The sequence below is a fragment of the Pedobacter sp. UBA4863 genome (assembly GCF_002399615.1).
Classification (GTDB): domain Bacteria; phylum Bacteroidota; class Bacteroidia; order Sphingobacteriales; family Sphingobacteriaceae; genus Pedobacter.
Window position 1 is genome coordinate 30,660 of record NZ_DHDZ01000052.1, and the last position, 17,713, is coordinate 48,372.

The 17,713-nt window shown below is 39.1% G+C and carries 20 protein-coding genes; 8 read left to right on the plus strand and 12 right to left on the minus strand.

Annotated elements, in window-relative coordinates:
- Window positions 1-46 precede the first annotated feature (46 nt).
- Window positions 47-406: a DUF6249 domain-containing protein gene (locus B3I52_RS13810; RefSeq protein ID WP_293302242.1), complete on the minus strand. Its 360-nt coding sequence runs from the start codon at window positions 404-406 to the stop codon at window positions 47-49.
- A 129-nt stretch (window positions 407-535) separates the two neighbouring features.
- On the opposite strand from B3I52_RS13810, the gene B3I52_RS13815 reads away from it, so the two are divergent.
- Window positions 536-1,102, plus strand: coding sequence for a Crp/Fnr family transcriptional regulator (locus tag B3I52_RS13815; protein ID WP_293302245.1), 567 nt, complete (start codon window positions 536-538; stop codon window positions 1,100-1,102).
- A gap of 60 nt (window positions 1,103-1,162) precedes the next feature.
- Window positions 1,163-1,630 (plus strand): DUF6265 family protein, encoded by a 468-nt coding sequence (locus B3I52_RS13820; protein ID WP_293302248.1) that lies wholly within the window; start codon window positions 1,163-1,165, stop codon window positions 1,628-1,630.
- Window positions 1,631-1,654: 24 nt separating this feature from the next.
- Here the strand turns inward: B3I52_RS13820 and ygiD are convergent, their stop codons facing one another.
- From ygiD to B3I52_RS13835, 3 genes are all read right to left on the minus strand, one after another.
- A complete protein-coding gene (gene ygiD, locus B3I52_RS13825) occupies window positions 1,655-2,488 on the minus strand; it encodes a 4,5-DOPA dioxygenase extradiol (protein WP_293302250.1) in 834 nt (277 codons plus the stop codon).
- Between the two features lie 87 nt (window positions 2,489-2,575).
- Window positions 2,576-3,148 (minus strand): YceI family protein, encoded by a 573-nt coding sequence (locus B3I52_RS13830; RefSeq protein WP_293302252.1) that lies wholly within the window; start codon window positions 3,146-3,148, stop codon window positions 2,576-2,578.
- 87 nt (window positions 3,149-3,235) lie between these two features.
- Window positions 3,236-3,793, minus strand: a complete 558-nt coding sequence (locus B3I52_RS13835) for a helix-turn-helix domain-containing protein (protein ID WP_293302255.1) — start codon at window positions 3,791-3,793, stop codon at window positions 3,236-3,238.
- Window positions 3,794-4,129: 336 nt separating this feature from the next.
- On the opposite strand from B3I52_RS13835, the gene B3I52_RS13840 reads away from it, so the two are divergent.
- The 5 genes from B3I52_RS13840 to B3I52_RS13860 are packed head-to-tail and all read left to right on the plus strand — an operon-like array spanning window position 4,130 to window position 8,654.
- Window positions 4,130-4,858 (plus strand): peptidylprolyl isomerase, encoded by a 729-nt coding sequence (locus B3I52_RS13840; protein ID WP_293302257.1) that lies wholly within the window; start codon window positions 4,130-4,132, stop codon window positions 4,856-4,858.
- Complete coding sequence (locus tag B3I52_RS13845) at window positions 4,839-5,606, plus strand: exodeoxyribonuclease III (protein ID WP_293302259.1); 768 nt, start codon at window positions 4,839-4,841, stop codon at window positions 5,604-5,606. Before B3I52_RS13840 ends, B3I52_RS13845 begins: the two co-directional genes overlap by 20 nt.
- A gap of 5 nt (window positions 5,607-5,611) precedes the next feature.
- Complete coding sequence (locus tag B3I52_RS13850) at window positions 5,612-6,421, plus strand: alpha/beta hydrolase (protein ID WP_293302261.1); 810 nt, start codon at window positions 5,612-5,614, stop codon at window positions 6,419-6,421.
- A gap of 6 nt (window positions 6,422-6,427) precedes the next feature.
- A complete protein-coding gene (gene hutI, locus B3I52_RS13855) occupies window positions 6,428-7,666 on the plus strand; it encodes an imidazolonepropionase (protein WP_293302263.1) in 1,239 nt (412 codons plus the stop codon).
- On the plus strand, window positions 7,659-8,654 hold the full coding sequence (locus B3I52_RS13860; RefSeq protein WP_293302265.1) for a formimidoylglutamase: 996 nt from the start codon (window positions 7,659-7,661) through the stop codon (window positions 8,652-8,654). Before hutI ends, B3I52_RS13860 begins: the two co-directional genes overlap by 8 nt.
- Before the next feature lies 1 nt (window position 8,655).
- Here B3I52_RS13860 and B3I52_RS13865 read toward each other — a convergent pair whose 3' ends face one another.
- From B3I52_RS13865 to B3I52_RS13900, 8 genes are all read right to left on the minus strand, one after another.
- On the minus strand, window positions 8,656-8,817 hold the full coding sequence (locus B3I52_RS13865; protein WP_293302268.1) for a hypothetical protein: 162 nt from the start codon (window positions 8,815-8,817) through the stop codon (window positions 8,656-8,658).
- A 36-nt stretch (window positions 8,818-8,853) separates the two neighbouring features.
- Window positions 8,854-9,423, minus strand: coding sequence for a 5-formyltetrahydrofolate cyclo-ligase (locus tag B3I52_RS13870; RefSeq protein WP_293302270.1), 570 nt, complete (start codon window positions 9,421-9,423; stop codon window positions 8,854-8,856).
- 127 nt (window positions 9,424-9,550) lie between these two features.
- The gene (gene efp / locus B3I52_RS13875; RefSeq protein WP_293302273.1) at window positions 9,551-10,111 is read right to left on the minus strand and encodes an elongation factor P; all 561 of its coding nucleotides are present in this window, start codon (window positions 10,109-10,111) and stop codon (window positions 9,551-9,553) included.
- 387 nt (window positions 10,112-10,498) lie between these two features.
- Entirely contained in the window at window positions 10,499-11,116 is a 618-nt protein-coding gene (locus tag B3I52_RS13880) for an ABC transporter ATP-binding protein (protein WP_293302276.1), read from the minus strand.
- A 5-nt stretch (window positions 11,117-11,121) separates the two neighbouring features.
- Window positions 11,122-11,907, minus strand: a complete 786-nt coding sequence (gene lpxA / locus B3I52_RS13885) for an acyl-ACP--UDP-N-acetylglucosamine O-acyltransferase (protein WP_293302278.1) — start codon at window positions 11,905-11,907, stop codon at window positions 11,122-11,124.
- A complete protein-coding gene (locus tag B3I52_RS13890) occupies window positions 11,904-13,316 on the minus strand; it encodes a bifunctional UDP-3-O-[3-hydroxymyristoyl] N-acetylglucosamine deacetylase/3-hydroxyacyl-ACP dehydratase (protein ID WP_293302281.1) in 1,413 nt (470 codons plus the stop codon). Before B3I52_RS13890 ends, lpxA begins: the two co-directional genes overlap by 4 nt.
- Window positions 13,316-14,389, minus strand: coding sequence for a UDP-3-O-(3-hydroxymyristoyl)glucosamine N-acyltransferase (lpxD, locus tag B3I52_RS13895; protein WP_293302283.1), 1,074 nt, complete (start codon window positions 14,387-14,389; stop codon window positions 13,316-13,318). Before lpxD ends, B3I52_RS13890 begins: the two co-directional genes overlap by 1 nt.
- A gap of 102 nt (window positions 14,390-14,491) precedes the next feature.
- Window positions 14,492-15,715: an HD domain-containing protein gene (locus tag B3I52_RS13900; RefSeq protein ID WP_293302285.1), complete on the minus strand. Its 1,224-nt coding sequence runs from the start codon at window positions 15,713-15,715 to the stop codon at window positions 14,492-14,494.
- Between the two features lie 166 nt (window positions 15,716-15,881).
- On the opposite strand from B3I52_RS13900, the gene B3I52_RS13905 reads away from it, so the two are divergent.
- Window positions 15,882-17,435 (plus strand): bifunctional response regulator/alkaline phosphatase family protein, encoded by a 1,554-nt coding sequence (locus tag B3I52_RS13905; protein WP_293302287.1) that lies wholly within the window; start codon window positions 15,882-15,884, stop codon window positions 17,433-17,435.
- Window positions 17,436-17,713 lie beyond the last annotated feature (278 nt).

Here is a 17,713-nt window from a genome sequence, read left to right on the forward strand (position 1 = left end):
CTCCTCGTCTCTTCTTCGTCGAAATTGTTTAAGGCAAGTTTGCTGCCTAAGGCTGTTGATCAAGCCATTTTTTTTCGATTAAGTACGAAACGATTAAACCTAGGCCGCCGAAGATAAAAACGCTGCCAAAATATACAGCAACGGCCTGCCCTTCCTCGGCATTAGTCATGTTGGCGCTAAATACTGCTCTAGTGGTAAATAATGCAATAATTAAGCCTAAGCCTAAGCCCATCATCAACAAGCCAAATTTTAAGCTTAAAAAAGGTTTAGGTGTTGATTTTTGAGCGCCGGGGTCAATCCCTCTTTCTATCATGGCCATTTTTTCTTTATTTGAAAGATACCTGATGCCAAAAACTAAGGCAAATGCGCCAACAAACATTACGATGGCTACTAATTCTCCACTCATGGTTTTATTATTTTTTGTTAAACATTCAATTGTTGCGAACCGTGTTCTGTGAATTATGACAACAGCAAAAAAAATTAGGTTACAGTATTCGCAGAAAAAAAATTAAATTGTGTTATAAAACTTTAGCAATTGATCCTTATCTCCACTAAAATAGATGAAATTTTTTCTTTGCCACAGGCAGAAAAAGATTTGTTCATTTCACGATTTGAAAGCGTTGAAGCCCAAAAGGGAACAATTGTAATTAATGCGCAAAAGATAGAGCGGTATGTTTATTTTATTGAAAAGGGAATTGCAAGAGCTTTTAGAGCAACCGATAAAGGCGAAACGACCATTTGGTTTGGAGAAGAGGGCGATGTGATCCTTTCCTTTTTGAGTTTTTTTAAAAATCAACCCGGGTATGAGAGTATCGAAGTTTTAGAAGACAGCATCCTCTATCGAATTTCGGTAAATGATTTACAGCATTTATTTTTCCAAAACATACACCTTGCCAACTGGGGCAGGAAATTTGCCGAACAAGAATTGTTACTTACCGAACAGCGTTTTATGGATTTACAGTTTAAAACGGCAACCGAACGCTATCAAGATTTAGTAAAACATTCGCCTACTATTTTACAGCGGGTACAACTTGGTTATATTGCTTCTTATTTAGGCATTACACAGGTTTCGTTAAGCAGAATTAGGGCCTCTACAAAGTGATTATATATAACCAGCGCATAACATTAGCGCATAAAAAACCAACCATTTAAATAAAATTACATGAAAAAGCTATCCTTAACCCTAGCACTCATTAACATTTCATTTTACATTTTAGCCCAAGAACCTACGCTCAAAACCTTCTATTTTTTAGCAGGAAATTGGGAGATAAAGACGAAAACTGGCCAAATTATAGAACGTTGGAAAAAGCACAAGGATAGTTTAACCAGTACATCTTATAAATTTAATCCCGCTGGAGATAGTGTATTAACAGAAACTGTAGTGCTAAAGAAAATTAGCGGCGATTGGTATTTCTGTGTTACCGGATATGAAAAGGGAAACGAAGGCAAAACCGATTTTAAATTAGTTTCTTCTACGGGCAACACTTTTAATTTCGAAAACAACCAGCACGATTTCCCGCAGCAAATCAGCTATCAAAACACCGGAAAAGACCGGCTTCTAGCTTGGATTGAAGGAGAAATTAATGGTAAAAGAAGAAAAATAACGTTTTCTTATCAAAGGGCTAAATAATTTATCGCTCGCCTCAGAAACACGTTACGCCACCTTAACCGAGGTCATGGTTAATGAACCTCCAACGGCCTTATCATTAAACAACAATGCCTGTTCTTTATCACTTTGCAAGCCCAAAGTGTACATTAAGGGCAAATAATGTTCTGGTGTTGGTATAGCTAATCGCACTTCGCTGCCCATTTGTTCAAAATTAATAAGCGCTTGGTGGTCCTTGTTCAAAATTGCGGTCTTAAACTTATCGTTCGCCTCCATAGCCCAATCGTACCCCCCCCCATTAATCATTTCCCAACTTACCATTCGCAGGTTGTGCACCATATTGCCGCTACCTAAAATTAAAACTCCTTTTTTACGCAAAGCGGCTATTTCCTTCGCCAAATTGTAATGGTATTGCGCACCTTTGGTATAATCTATACTCAATTGCAAAACCGGAATATCAGCATTGGGGTACATGTGCCTAATTACCGTCCAAGCACCGTGGTCTAAACCCCAATCGTGGTTTAATTCTACTGCCGTGGCTGTAATTAAGCTCGCTGTTTCTTTGGCTAATGCAGGATTTCCCGGTGCAGGATATTGCACCTCAAACAAAGCTTGAGGAAAACCGCCAAAGTCGTGAACAGTAGGCGGAAAATCCATTGCCGTAATTTTAGTGCCACGAGTAAACCAATGTGCAGAAACCACCAAAACCGCAGTTGGAAAGGGCATAGACTTGGCCATATTTGCCCAACCTGCGCTAAATTCATTGACTTCAATGCCGTTCATTGGCGAACCATGGCCCATAAAAAGCGCTGGCATAATATCGCTCTCACCATTCTCGGGTAAATTAGCCGTAAAGTTCTTGAATTGATTTAGGGTTTTCATTGTTTACATTTATTAGCCACAGATGCACAGCGTAATCTCTGAAATGTTTCTAAAATGGCTTTTCTGTGTAGCTGTGGCGAAAGCAAATTACTTCGCTTGGGCAAATTGCAGGTTCAACGTAATGTTTACATTTTTTGCAATACCAGCACCTGTAGGGTCGTAGCTAACATTATAATCTAAACGATTGATGGTAGTAGTTGCTAAAAATCCCATCTTGTTGTTGCCCTGTTGATCTTTTACAGTACCTCCGTAAACCACCGCAAATGTAACCGGCTTGGTAACGTCTTTAATCGTTAAATTTCCTTTTAAAACATAAGTGTTTCCTTTCGATTTTTTTAACGATGTGCTTTCGAAAGTCATGGTAGGGTATTTTGCTGCATCAAAAAAATCAGCGCTCTTTAGGTGGTTGTCACGCATATCAACGCTGGTGTTAATACTCGCTACATCAACCGTAAAACTGATGTTGGCATCTGTCAAATCGGCTTTAGCAGCTGTAAACTCCCCATTAAATTTTTTGAATGAGCCATCTACAAAAGATATTCCAGAATGTTTAACGGCGAAATTCACAAACGAGTGCATAGGATCTGTTGACCATTTCGTTTGTGCAAATGTGGCTACGCTTAAGCCTGTTGCTAATAAGAATAAGAATAATTTTTTCATCTGTTTACTTTTAGTTGTTTAATTAATCTGAACACAAAGGTAAAACAGTTAATCGGGCAAAAAGTTGATGTATGTTAAGAAAGCAAATTACATGCTATCTAAAGTCTTCCTTTTTAAATCTTGCTTAAACTGGCTTGGCGTTAAACCCGTTTCTTTTTTAAACTGTGCCGACAAATGCGCTACACTGCTGTAATTTAACTGAAAAGCAATTTCGCTCAAGGTCAATTCGCCATAACTCAGTAATTCTTTTGCCTTCTCTATTTTTTGTTGAATATAATAGCGTTCAATGGTATTGTTTTCTTCTGCCGAAAAAACACCACTCAATGAGGCATAGTCTATGCCCAGTTTATTGCTTAAAAATATGGATAAGTTAACCTTTAATGGCTCTTTTGTATAGTGCGCTAGTTCAATAATAGCCGCTTTAATTTGCGCCACCAAGGTTTTCTTTTTGTCTTCTAACAATTCAAAACCTAAGTTTTCCAAGGTGTTTTTAAGTGCATGGTGCTTTTCTTCCGAAAGGTTTTCGCCAGGCAGCTCTACCTCTCCCAAAACCACGCTTAAAGGATGTAAATCTAACTTTTCGAAGGCCGTTGCTACCGCCATTTTACACCTATCGCATACCATATTTTTAATATATAGCTTCATGAGTTACTAAAGTAAGCATTATTTTTTGCACCTAGAAACTGTTTAAATTTCAATAAGAATAAATACCTAGGCGGGTGTCACCACCCGCCTACAGCCCATAGCTATAGTTTGGTGTCACCACCAAACCCAACCTGTAAAATATTAATATCATTTTTAAACAGCTTCTAAACCCATTCACAATAATTCAACTTTAAGCAGACATTTTTCGCCTCATCTGTGCAGATTTGGCTTCATTCACAAATAAAGAAATTACGCTTCAATTAAATCCGTGTAACTGTGGCTAATTGTATGACTCGTTATAATTTTTAAATAACTTAGCACAAATTCATTCCAATCATGAAAAAACTGCTCCTAATTTACTTTTTATGCTGCTTTAGTTTTGCGTATGCTGCTAAACCTAAATATCAGTATGTTAAAATAAGTACCTCCAAAGGCGAATGTATTGTTAGGCTTTATAACGAAACGCCCTTGCACCGGGATAACTTTTTAAAATTAGCCAAAGAAGGTTATTACAACGGTACTATTTTCCACAGGGTGATTAAGGATTTCATGATACAGGGCGGAGATCCAGAATCTAAAAATGCCACCCCCGAAACTACACTAGGCAACGGCGGCCCAAAATATACCGTGGCAGCAGAATTTAATGATAGTTTATTCCATAAAAAAGGGGTGTTGGCCGCTGCTAGAGAAGGCGACAGTATTAACCCAGAGAAAGCTTCAAGTGGCAGTCAGTTTTATCTAGTGCAAGGCAAGGTTTTTACCAACGAGCAGCTAGACCTACTAGAAGAACGTCGTTTAAAACATAAAATTCCTGCCCACCAACGCGAAGTTTATAAAACCATTGGCGGCACCCCACATTTAGATAGAAATTACACCGTTTACGGCGAAATTGTTAAAGGTTTAGACATGGTAGATAATATTGCCAACCTAGAAACCGGTATTGCGAACCGACCTAAAGAAGATATAAAAATGACGGTTACGATACTCAAAAAGCGAGCAGCCAAAAAATTGGAGAAGGAGTTATTGAAAAACGGAAAATATATACATGAAAATCATATCATATAACGTAAACGGCATTCGTGCCGCAGCAACCAAAGGTTTATTTACCTGGCTACAGGCTACAGATGCCCACATGGTTTGCCTGCAAGAAGTAAAAGCTTTAAAAGAGCAAATTCCTGATATTTTAGCACTAATTGAACATTTAGGCTATCATCATTATTGGTTTCCGGCAGAGAAAAAAGGGTATAGCGGCGTGGCTATTTTTACCAAGATAAAGCCAAATCACGTAGAATATGGCTGTGGCGAGCAATGGATTGACGCCGAGGGCAGGATTTTAAGAGCCGATTTTGATGATTTCTCTTTGATGAGCGTTTACCTGCCATCGGGCTCTAGCGGCGACGAAAGGCAAACGAAAAAATATGAGTTTATGAAATTCTTTGATGGCTACATTGGAGAACTAAGAAAAAACTATCCAAACCTGATCATCTCTGGCGATTATAATATTTGCCATAAAGCGATTGATATTCACAATCCAAAATCTAATGCCAATTCATCAGGTTTTTTACCAGAAGAACGCGAGTGGATGGAGTTGTTCATCAATAACGGATTTATCGATTCGTTCCGTCACTTTAACCAAGACCCGCATCATTATACGTGGTGGAGCTATCGTGCCGGAGCAAGAGGCAAGAATTTGGGCTGGCGTATAGATTATCATTTAACCACCCGAGAAATGGAAAACAGGTTAAAAAATGTACGTATCTTACCTGATGCTTTGCATAGCGACCATTGCCCTATTTTATTGGAATTAAACTAAACATCATGAAATACTTTCTTCTGCCCTTATTAACCGTAATTGTATTCATTACAAGTTGTAGTAATGCTGCTCAAATTGAAGACCCTATTCCTGCTCACGATACTTTTTCCATTACGGCAAAACAGCTTGGCGAGAGCAGAACAATTAACGTTTGGACACCAGAAAATTACGCCAACGGAAAAGATTCGCTACCTGTAATGTACATGGCAGATGGAGGCATTGCTGAAGATTTCCCACACATCGCAAATACTTTTGCCGAGCTAATTAAACTGAAGAAAATACCACCATTTATTTTGGTTGGCATAGAAAACACCCAACGTCGCAGAGATTTATCGGGACCTACCACTGTAGCAAAAGACAAGGAAATAGCACCAATTGTTGGTGGTTCAGAAAAATTTAGAAATTTTATTAACGATGAGTTGATCCCAGAAATTGACAAGCGTTATCGCACCACCGAAAAGAGAGGGATTTTAGGCGAATCATTATCCGGCTTATTTGTAATGGAAACTTTCTTTTTAAACCCAGAAATGTTCGATTACTATATTGCTTTCGACCCCTCGTTATGGTGGAACAATCATTCTTTAGTGAGTACTGCAAAAACAAACTTGACTAAACTTAATACACCAAAAATATTATGGTTTGCTGGCTCTAGTGCTGCCGATATTTCTGTTTACACCAAACAACTAGCAGATATTTTAAAAACTGAAGCACAACCTAACTTGGTATACACATATAGCGACGAGCCTAAAGAAAAACACACCACTATTTTTAGAGCAACTAAAGAGAAAGCGCTAATCTGGGCCTTAAACAATTAACCAAATATGCTAATTACCAACATCAAAGCCCTTGTAGGCGTTCATCCAAAAGAAAAGCTTTTTCTTCGCGGTAGCGAATTAAGCGAGCTTCCTTTTTTAGAAAATGCATGGCTGTTAATAGAAAATGGATTAATTAAGGATTTTGGCTCGATGGACAATCTCCAAACACCAAACACCAAACACCAAACCTTAAACGCCGAAGGTCGCTTTGTTTTCCCATCTTGGTGCGATAGCCATACGCATATTGTTTTTGCAGCACCGCGGGAAGAAGAGTTTGCATTAAAAATTGCAGGCAAAACTTACGAAGAAATTGCAGCCGCTGGTGGTGGCATTTTAAACTCGGCAAATAAACTACAAAAAGCCACAGAAGACGAACTTTTCGAAAGTGCCAGCATCCGTTTAAAAGACATGATTAAGCATGGCACCGGAGCCATAGAAATTAAAAGTGGTTACGGGCTAACGGTAGAAAGTGAGCTAAAAATGTTAAGGGTAATCAAGCGTTTAAAAGCCGCTTTTCCTATACCGATTAAAGCAAGTTTGTTAGCTGCCCATGCTTACCCAGCAGCATATAAAAACAACCACCAGGCCTATATCAATTTAATTATTAATGAGCTCTTGCCCAAAGTGGCCGAAGAAAACTTAGCAGATTACATTGATGTTTTTTGCGAAAAGGGCTTCTTCTCTAACGAAGAAACAGTACAAATTTTAACCGCAGCGGCGAAATATGGCTTAAAACCAAAAATACATGCCAATCAGCTTTCTAGTTCTGGAGCGGTAGAATTGGGCGTAGCCCACCATGCTGTATCTGTAGATCATTTAGAAGAAACCGATGAAAATGTGCTGCAAGCCTTTAGCGAAAGCCACACCATTGCCACCTTGCTGCCTTCTTGCTCGTTTTACATCAACATTCCCTTTGCCAACGCCAAAGGTTTAATCAATAGCAACGCCATTGTGGCCTTAGCCAGCGATTATAATCCGGGCTCTACCCCTTCTGGAAACATGAATTTTGTGGTTTCCCTAGGCTGTATTAAACTAAAAATGATGCCCGAACAGAGCATTAACGCAGCCACGCTTAACGGCGCCGCAGCAATGGAATTAAGTAACGAAGTGGGTAGCATTGCCCGTGGCAAAAAGGCAAATTTGTTCATTACCCGCCCAATGACATCCCTAGCGTATTTGCCCTACAGTTTTGGCCAAAGCCAGATTGAAACCGTAATTTTAAACGGAGAGGTATATCATGGCTAATTTCAACGTTTTTTCGCAAAGCGATATTTTAAGCATGGTTAACCTACGCGATGGCGAAACTAAGCTTGGCGAAAAAGTAACCTATTATAGCCAATTTACTGCTGAAGAAACCATCACTGCTGAAAGCCTACAACAATCTGCGGCAAAATTTGTGCTTTTGGGCATTCCAGAAGATATAGGCGTAAGGGCAAATTATGGCGTAGGCGGAGCGCATACAGCTTGGAAACCCGCTTTAAAAGCATTGCTTAATCTACAGCAAAATCATTTCTTAAAGGGAGAAGACCTGTTGGTTTTAGGAGCATTTGAAATTCCCGAAAACAACGCTACCGATGTTGCCGAACTTAGAAAAGGCGTAGCCGAAATTGACGAGCTGGTTTACCCCATTATTCAAACTATTGTAACCGCAGGAAAAATTCCTGTTGTAATTGGTGGTGGCCATAACAACTGCTATCCCATTATTAAAGGAGCCGCTTTAGCACTAAAGGGAAAAATTAATGTGCTCAATATTGATGCACATACCGATTTGCGCAATCCCGAAGAAGGCAGGCACAGCGGCAATGGCTTTAGCACTGCCATTAGAGATGGTTTTTTGGATGAATACCAAATTTTAGGCCTACAACAGAACTACGTGAGCGAGGCCCAGTTAAATGTTATCTCTAAAAACAGCGTCATTAAAGCCCTTTATTTCGACGATTTACTGAAAGCCGACAAAGATATCTTTACCGAGACCAAAACACGCTTAAAAGACGCGAAAAGCCCGCTAGGCTTAGAAATTGATTTAGACAGCATATCCCATACCTTATCAAGTGCAGCCACCCCAAGCGGATTTGGCTTAAACGAAATAAGGCAGCTCTTGCTTTGGCTACCGCATCACTTTACCTATTTACATATTTGCGAAGGTGCGCATACACTAAATGATGGGCGAAAAGATGAAACCATCGGAAAAACAATTGCTTATTTAGTGAGCGATTTTATGAAAAGAAGGTAAGCTACAGCTCCTCATCTTCGTAACGTTGGGCAGCCTTGGCCATAATTTCAATATCGGCAAGTTGCTTTGCGGTTAAAGGCTCCTCTTGCTCTTGCAATTCAAACATCGCAATCATGGTATCTTCGTATTGCTTAGCGCTAGTAATTCTAAAATCCTTTTCCATTGTCCAGTATCGAAATTTGAGTATCAAGTATCGATATTATATTTTAAATTTTATAATTCTATGGGGTGTAATGCACAAATCTAACCTAATATCGTCTTTATGTACATCCGAAATGTCTTCATTGTTAGTTTCAAAAAGCGAAATGCCAACTTTTTTTGCAGTTATTTCAGCTAAAAACCGATCGTAAAAACCCTTGCCATAACCTACTCTATATCCCTTGCTATCGAAAGCCAACAAAGGCACTAAAACCATGTCAATTTTTCCGGTAAATAGCTGTGTGGTTTGCGGCTCTGGAATATGGTAAAAATTCTCTTTTAAATCTTCTTTACTAAAAGGATGATGGCTCATAGAATGGTCTTCAAAATTGGCACGAGAAACCACAATGCTAATGTTAGGATGGTTTGCCTGCAACCAATCTAGCATTAAAAAGGTATCTGGCTCCCGTTTCTTAGCAATGGGCAAAAAAACGTGTACCGCTTTAATTTCCGAAAAGTCGAGCGTTTTAAATTGTGCCAAAAGCAATTGGTTTAACGCTAAGAACTCGTCATCAGACAAGGCTGTTCTTTGTTGTAAAGCCTGCTTTCTAATTGTTGATTTGTTTGCCATTTCTACCAATGATGAAATAAAAAACAAGGTATAAAAAATGGCTTTAGAAATCTATCCAAAGCCATCAATATTATAAAGTTTAAATCGAAAATAAACCCTAAAGCCTATTAACCTTTAAATCTCCATGTTATTTTACACGTTCTACATACTCGCCTGTACGGGTATCTACTTTAATTTTATCGCCTTGGTTTACAAACAAAGGAACTTTAACCTCCACGCCGTTCTCTAGCGTTGCCGCTTTTAGGGCATTGGTAGAAGTGTCGCCTTTTACCGCTGGCTCAGAGTAAGTAATTTCAAATTCGGCAAAGTTGGGCAACTGCGCCATAATAGGCTCATCGCTTTCTACAGAAACAATTACGTTCATGCCCTCTTTCAAAAATTTAATTGCATTGCCAAACAACGACTTTGCAACGTTAAACTGCTCGTAGCTGTTGTTGTCCATTACCACCAAAGAATCGCCTTCTTCGTACAAATATTGGTAGTCATTTGTTTCTACGCGACAAATCTCCACCGCTTCATCGGTATTCATACGGGCCTCTACCAGTCTGCCGGTTTTAATGTTACGAAATTTTCCAGTGTAAAAAGCGCCGCCCTTACCTGGTGTGCGGTGATTCCATTCATCAACAGTAACCAGCTCATTATTAACCCTAAGAATATTGCCTGTCTTTATTTCTGATGCTTTTGCCATTGCTATTATTATACTTTAGTGCTTATTATTTTTTTAAAGCTGCAAGGTAAAACAATTTTTAAAATTTAGCATAAAAAAAGATAGCTTCGGGAACCACTCCGAAGCTACAATCAACCTAAACCTAAAACTAAACTATGAAAATTTATTTTACTCTTTATATGTATCCTTTGTTCTGGGTATAACCTTAAACATTGGTACTTGTATTGCTATTTTATATCAAATGCACCCGGCATTTTCTTTGAAAGAGAAACGTTAATATTTCGTCCCTGTTTCGTGGCGCAAAGGTATAGACTATTTTTTAATTACACAATAGTAATTTTAAAATATTTTTTAAACGTGCTTTAAATGGCTTTAAGACTGTATTTTGACCTATTTATACTATAAATTTTACTTTTTATAGTTAAGAATATTCAATTGTTGCTGGCAAAATCCGTATTCATAAGCTTGGTTAGAGCCTACCAAAACCAACCTATCTTGCGTAAATTTCTCTATTAAACCAAGGTACCAATCGGTTCCTTGTGCATCTAAATTTGAAGTGGGTTCGTCTAAAACTAAAATGGGAGTATCGGCACAAAAAGCCAAGGCCAGCTTAGTTCTTTGTTTCATGCCCGAGGAGAAATATTTTAAGGGCTTATCTTCGGCTTTGCTTAACGCTAATAAATCTAGTACTGCAGCGCTATCAAAACCAGCTTGGTAGGCTTTAAATTTGAAATGAAAATCTATGGTTTCTTGTAGTGTAAATTCTTCTACCAAATCTAAATACGGCGCAGCAAGGCTGATGTACTTAAAAATATTTTCTGGAAGAATCTCTTTTCCATTGAAGTAGTTAATTTTACCCTCTGAAGGTGTTAAATTGCCCAAGAGCACACTTAACAAGGTTGATTTTCCAGAACCATTTGGACCCAAAATTGCATATCGCTGCCCTTGAGAAAAAGTAAAATCGATATTTCTAAAAATCCACTCTTTATTAAACCGTCTTCCTAAATGCTCAAGAACAATTTGCATATCGCTTAACTTCCCGAACCAAAACCTCTCATTACACCCCTGTTAGAGTTGCGGATAAAGTCCACTATTTCGTCCCTAATTTCTGTAGGTTGGAAATCTGCCTCAATCATATCAAGTGCTTTGGTTACGTTGTTGTTTTTCACAAAAAGTACGCGATAGATTTCCTGTATCTCGTTAATTTGCTCTGAAGAAAAACCTCTACGGCGTAATCCGACAGAGTTAATGCCCACATACGAAAGTGGCTCTCTTGCTGCTTTTACATAAGGAGGCACGTCTTTACGCACCAAAGAGCCACCAGTTACAAAGGCGTGTGAGCCTACTTTTACAAACTGATGAATAGCAACCAATCCGGCTAAAACCACGTGGTCGCCAATGGTAATGTGTCCCGCCAAGGTAGTGCTATTAGAAAATATACAATAGTTGCCCACTTGGCAGTCGTGAGCAATGTGAGAGTATGCCTGTATTAAGCAGTTGCTCCCTACTACGGTTTTCCATTTATCTTTAGTACCCCTGTTAATGGTTACGCATTCGCGGATAGTGGTATTGTCGCCGATCTCTGCAGTAGTTATTTCGCCTGCAAATTTTAAATCTTGCGGCACGCCAGAAATTACCGACCCTGGAAAAATACGACAGTTTTTACCGATACGAGCGCCGTCCATGATGACAACATTGGATCCAATCCAAGTTCCTTCTCCAATCTCTACGTCTTTATGTATTACCGCAAATGGTTCTACTACTACATTGTCGGCAATTTTTGCCTGCGGATGGATATATGCTAAGGGTTGTATCATTTTGCGGTTTCGCTATCTTTTACTTTTACAATTTGGGCCATCATTTCTGCCTCTACAACTATTTTTTCTCCAACCATGCCTATTCCCTTCATTTGCGCTATACCTCGCCTAATTGGTTCCATCAAATCACACCTAAAAACAATGGTATCTCCAGGCAGCACTTGCGACCTAAAGCGCACATTGTCTATTTTTAAGAAGTAGGTTAAATAATTTTCTGGATCTGCAACGGTGCTTAGCACTAAAATACCTCCGGTTTGTGCCATAGCCTCTATTTGTATTACACCCGGAAATACGGGAGCACTAGGGAAATGGCCTTTAAAGAACTCTTCGTTCATGGTTACGTTTTTAACGCCCACTACGTGAGTTTTGGTAAGTTCTAGCACCTTATCTACAAACAAAAAAGGCTGCCTGTGCGGCAAAATATTCATGATATCTACCACGTCGTAAAGTGGTTTCGCATTTACATCGTAAGTGTTGATCTTTTTCTTACCTTTTTCTTTTTTAATGGCGGCTTTAATTTTTTTAGCAAAAGCAACATTGGCGGCATGTCCGGGTCTGGCAGCCATAATATGGCCTTTTAAATGTACGCCTACCAAAGCTAAATCGCCAATCATGTCTAACAGTTTATGACGGGCTGGCTCATTTTGGTAGCGCAACTCCATATTATTTAAAATCCCTTGTGGCGCAACATCAATTTCTTCGCGGTTAAATATTTTCGCTAAGTGCTGAAGCTCTGCTTTGGTTACTTCTTTATCTACAATTACAATGGCGTTGTTTAAATCGCCACCTTTAATTAAGTTATGCTGTAATTGATATTCCAGTTCGTGTAAAAAACAAAAGGTTCTACATGAGGCTATTTCTTTTTTAAACTCGCTAATGGTTGTAATGCCCGCATGCTGACTTCCTAAAACAGGAGAGTTATAGTCGATCATACAAGTAAAACGATAGTCGTCTAACGGCATGGCAACAATTTCTACACTTCTCTCTGGCTCGGTGTATGTAATGTTGTGCGGAATAGTAAAGTATTCTCTATCTGCATTTTGCAAAGCAGCACCCACTTCTTCTAACACTTCAATAAATTTGATGGAGCTGCCGTCCATAATTGGCGTTTCTGGGCCGTCAACTTTTATTAGCACGTTGTCCAAATCCATCCCTACCAATGAAGCCATTACATGCTCTACGGTGCTTACGCTTGCGCCATTTTGTGAAATAGTTGTTCCTCTTGCGGTATCGGTAACATTATCACAGTCGGCATCAATAATTGGCTCTCCGGGCAAATCAATCCTTTGAAATTTAAAACCATGATTTTCTGGCGCCGGACAAAAAGTTAAGGTAACATTGGCTCCTGTATGTAAGCCAACTCCCTGAACTGAAATCTCACTTTTTATAGTTCTTTGCTTAACGTTCATTATGGTGTTTGTGTTGTTGTCATTTTCTCTATCACAGCGGTAAGTGCTGTTATTTTGGCTTCTAGCTCCCTTACCCTTTTATCAACTTCTGGCAACTTTTTAAAGATCACGGTAGAGCGCATCCATTCCTTTAGGGGCTGGGCCGGACTTCCGTGCCATTGTTTATTATCTTCAGTATCGAAATTTATTCCCGCCTGTGCGCCTACCTGGGTTCTTTTTCCAAGGTTAAGGTGCCCGGCTATTCCTACCTGCCCACCAATTACAGAATTTTCTCCCAGCTTAGTGCTGCCCGAAATGCCTGTTTGAGCGGCAACCACAGAATGTGCGCCTACTTCTACATTGTGTGCAATTTGTATCAAATTGTCTAGTTTGGCACCCTTACGAATGAACGTAGCGCCCATGGTTGCCCTATCTATACTTGTATTGGCCCCTATTTCTACATCGTCTTCTATTATAACGTTGCCTATTTGAGCAATTTTATTGTACGATCCGTCTTTTTGTGGTGCAAAGCCAAATCCATCGCTGCCTATTACCGTGTTAGAATGGATAATTACCCGGTCTCCAACAGATGTATGCCTATAAAGCTTTACCCCGGGAAAAAACACGCAGTCTTTTCCAATGTTACTGCCGGCACCTACATAAGTTTGTGCATATATTTTGGCATTGTCGCCCACCACTACATTTTCTTCAATACAGCAAAAAGGGCCAACATATACATTTTGTCCTATTTTAGCCGAAGGATGAACATAAGAAGAATTGTGTATGCCTACTTCTTCCCTGCTCATGTTTGCTACCTCGTTATATTTTTCTAACAACACCGAAAAGGCGCTGTAAGGGTCTTGTACTTTTACCAAAGTGCTCTTCACGGGCTGGGTGGGTATAAAGTCTTTGGCAACAATAACTACAGACGCTTCTGTCTTGTAAAGAAAGCTCTCGTATTTGGGGTTAGATAAAAAGCAAAGAGAGCCAAGCTTCCCATCCTCTATCTTAGAAAGCGTACTCACTTGAGCGTTCTCGTCGCCTTCTATAGTTCCGTTTAAAAATTCGCCTATCTGCTTGGCAGTAAATTGCATTTTACAAAGTTAAATGTTAAATTGATATGAACAAATTATCAAACCTTAGTATCGATAAGACGAATTAACGAGAAATTTGTATCATTATTTTGTTAAAAAAAGCTAAATATCTCTTAAGTAGCACAATATGTGCTTCTTAACAGTCTTATCCAGCGATTCTAAATTAGACAAATCTGATGCTTTAGCTATATCTAATAATGTGCCATTTTTCATTAAAATATTAATATTGCTGCTTTCGGCATTGTAGGCACGGTTGGTAATGGTGTCTGTAAACACAAAATAAGGCAAGTCTTCTTTTGCAATGCCTAAGGCCTTATAAGTTTTTGAAGCCAAAAGTGCCAGTCTTTCTGGGGCTGGTGCTTCATTGCTAATTTCTACCTTATAAAGTTTGCGGGCATTTAACATTTTGCACAATTTAGACAAAATAGGGTCTTCATTATCTGCCCAAACTTTTATCGAGGCGTAAATATCTTGATCGTCTAATTTAGAGAACTGCTGAAGATGTAGCTCTTCTTCGAAAAAATTAACTGCGTTAATATCGTTCTTTAAGAAATGCTGTAAGGCCGGCGTTGCAAATAAATCTGCTCCTTTTGCGGCCAGTTCTTTTGCTCGCTCTAATACTTTTACCAAAAGCTGCTCTCCCGCTATCACGGTTTTGTGCAAATAAACCTGCCAGTACATCAGTCTTCTGGCAATTAAAAACTTCTCTACAGAGTAAATGCCTTTTTCTTCTACTACCAGCTGATCGTTTACGAGGTTAAACATTTTAATGATACGATCGAAACTAATTACGCCCTCGCTTACGCCAGTATAAAAGCTATCGCGATTTAGGTAGTCCATACGGTCTAAATCTACTTGCCCCGAAATAAGCTGGCAAAAGAATTTTCGAGGATATTTCCCTTTAAAGATGTTAATTGCCGTAGTTAACTGGCCGCCAAACTCTTCATTCAGTTTATTCATCATCAACAAAGAAATGTCTTCGTGTTTTATGCCCCGCACTAGCGTGTGCTCTAAAGCATGAGAGAATGGGCCATGACCAATATCATGTAGCAAAATAGCAATAGTTGCCGCCTCTTCTTCTTCTGGAGATATGTTGTGGCCCTTCCCTTTTAACACTTCTAGTGCCAAGTTCATTAGGTGCATTGCGCCCAAAGCATGATGAAATCTGGTGTTTAAAGCCCCCGGATAGACCACATGCGTCATTGCCAATTGTTTAATGTACCTTAATCGCTGAAAATACGGATGGGATATCAGGTCAAAAACGAGTGCTGTAGGTATAGTAATGAACCCATAAACAGGGTCGTTAATAATTTTCTTCTTGTTCATTCTTTAATTTTGTTGGAACGCCGAAAGGTTAAAATGTTGCAACGTTGCCAACCGCAAACTAAAAACTGCCAACTGTACTTATTGCGGTACAAAAATTGCTAATTTTATCGACAGTAGAAAAGGCAAGCGCTTTTTAAGCTATTAATTTACACTAAAAGGAAATAAAATGCAGGAAACTAATATATTATGGGCTGATGATGAAATTGACTTACTAAAACCTCATATTTTATTATTGAACGAAAAAGGCTACGCCGTGAGTACTTTTACCAATGGCAACGATGCTTTAGAGGCTTTTGGAAAAACGCATTTTGACTTGGTGTTTTTGGATGAAAATATGCCAGGCTTAACAGGTTTAGAAACGCTAGCGGCCATTAAGAACATACGTGCTGACGTGCCCGTGGTGCTCATTACCAAAAGTGAGGAAGAAAACCTGATGGAAGATGCCATTGGCTCTAAGATAGACGATTACTTGATTAAGCCTGTAAATCCGAAACAGGTTTTATTAACCATCAAAAAATTGATAGACAATAAACGTTTGGTAGGCGAAAAAACCTCATCGGCATACCAACAAGATTTTAGGAACATTGGCATGACCCTAAATGATAAACTGACTTATAACGAGTGGGTAGAGGTTTACAAGAAGTTAATTTTTTGGGAGCTGGAACTAGAGAAATTGGACGACCCGCAAATGCACGAGATTTTAACCATGCAAAAAGCGGAAGCAAATATGCAGTACTCTAAATTTGTAGAAAACCATTACATAGATTGGATTAATGGCAGTGCCGATGCGCCGCTTTTTTCGCACGATTTATTGAAGAAGAAAATCTTTCCCTTGATTAACAGCACTACTCCGGTATTTTTTATTTTAATTGATAATTTAAGGTACGACCAATGGAAAGTTATTAACCCTTTAATTTCTGAACATTTCCGCTTAGAGGAAGAAGACACTTATTCGAGTATTTTACCAACAGCAACGCAATATGCCAGAAATGCCATTTTTTCGGGCCTTACGCCTTTAGATATGGAAAAACGTTTCCCTGCCCTATGGCAAAATGATGATGACGAGGGCGGAAAAAACCTACACGAAGAAACATTTTTAGACGAACAGATTAAACGTAGCCTAAGAAAAGACTGTAAGTTTAGTTACCACAAAATCCTAACCTTCGACCAAGGTAAAGATTTAGTAGAGCAGGTAAACAATTTAATGTATAATGATTTTAACGCCATTGTATTCAACTTTGTTGATATGCTCTCGCATGCCAGAACAGATATGCAAATGATTAGAGAGCTAGCAAACGACGATGCCGCTTACCGTTCTTTAACTTTATCGTGGTTTGAGCATTCTCCGTTATTAGATTTAATAAAAAAACTGGCTCAAAAGAAAGTAAAGCTGGTAATTACTACAGACCATGGTACCATTAGGGTAAAAACGCCTAGCAAGGTAATTGGCGACCGAAGCACCAACACCAACTTGCGTTACAAACAGGGTAAAAACTTAAATTTTAACCCAAAAGAAGTTTTCTTGATTAAAAACCCACACGAGGCAAAATTACCTAAGGTAAATATTAGTTCTAACTATATTTTTGCAAAGGAAGACCAATATTTCGTTTACCAGAATAACTACAACCAATTTGTAAATTATTATAACGAAACTTTCCAGCATGGCGGTATTTCTATGGAAGAGATGATTATCCCAATTGTAACTTACGGATCGAAATAAGAAACTTCCGCCTTAACCCCCCTCTCTCTTAGATGAGGCAATATCATTAAGTTAAGAATGTTTAGTCCGTTGGCGAGGACACCAACGTCTGCAAAATCAAGTGGTGGCGTCCCCGCCAACGCTTAACTTAACGTGAGTTTTGGATGTTACGCTCTGATAATCAGTATGCAACGCCAGCGCACAGTCTTTCCTGCCCTCATGCCGGGCATAGGCACTCCATTTTGAGCGACCAAAATGGAGGAAAAGTCGCCGACTGCGCTCTTTGCTTTAAAGTTAAT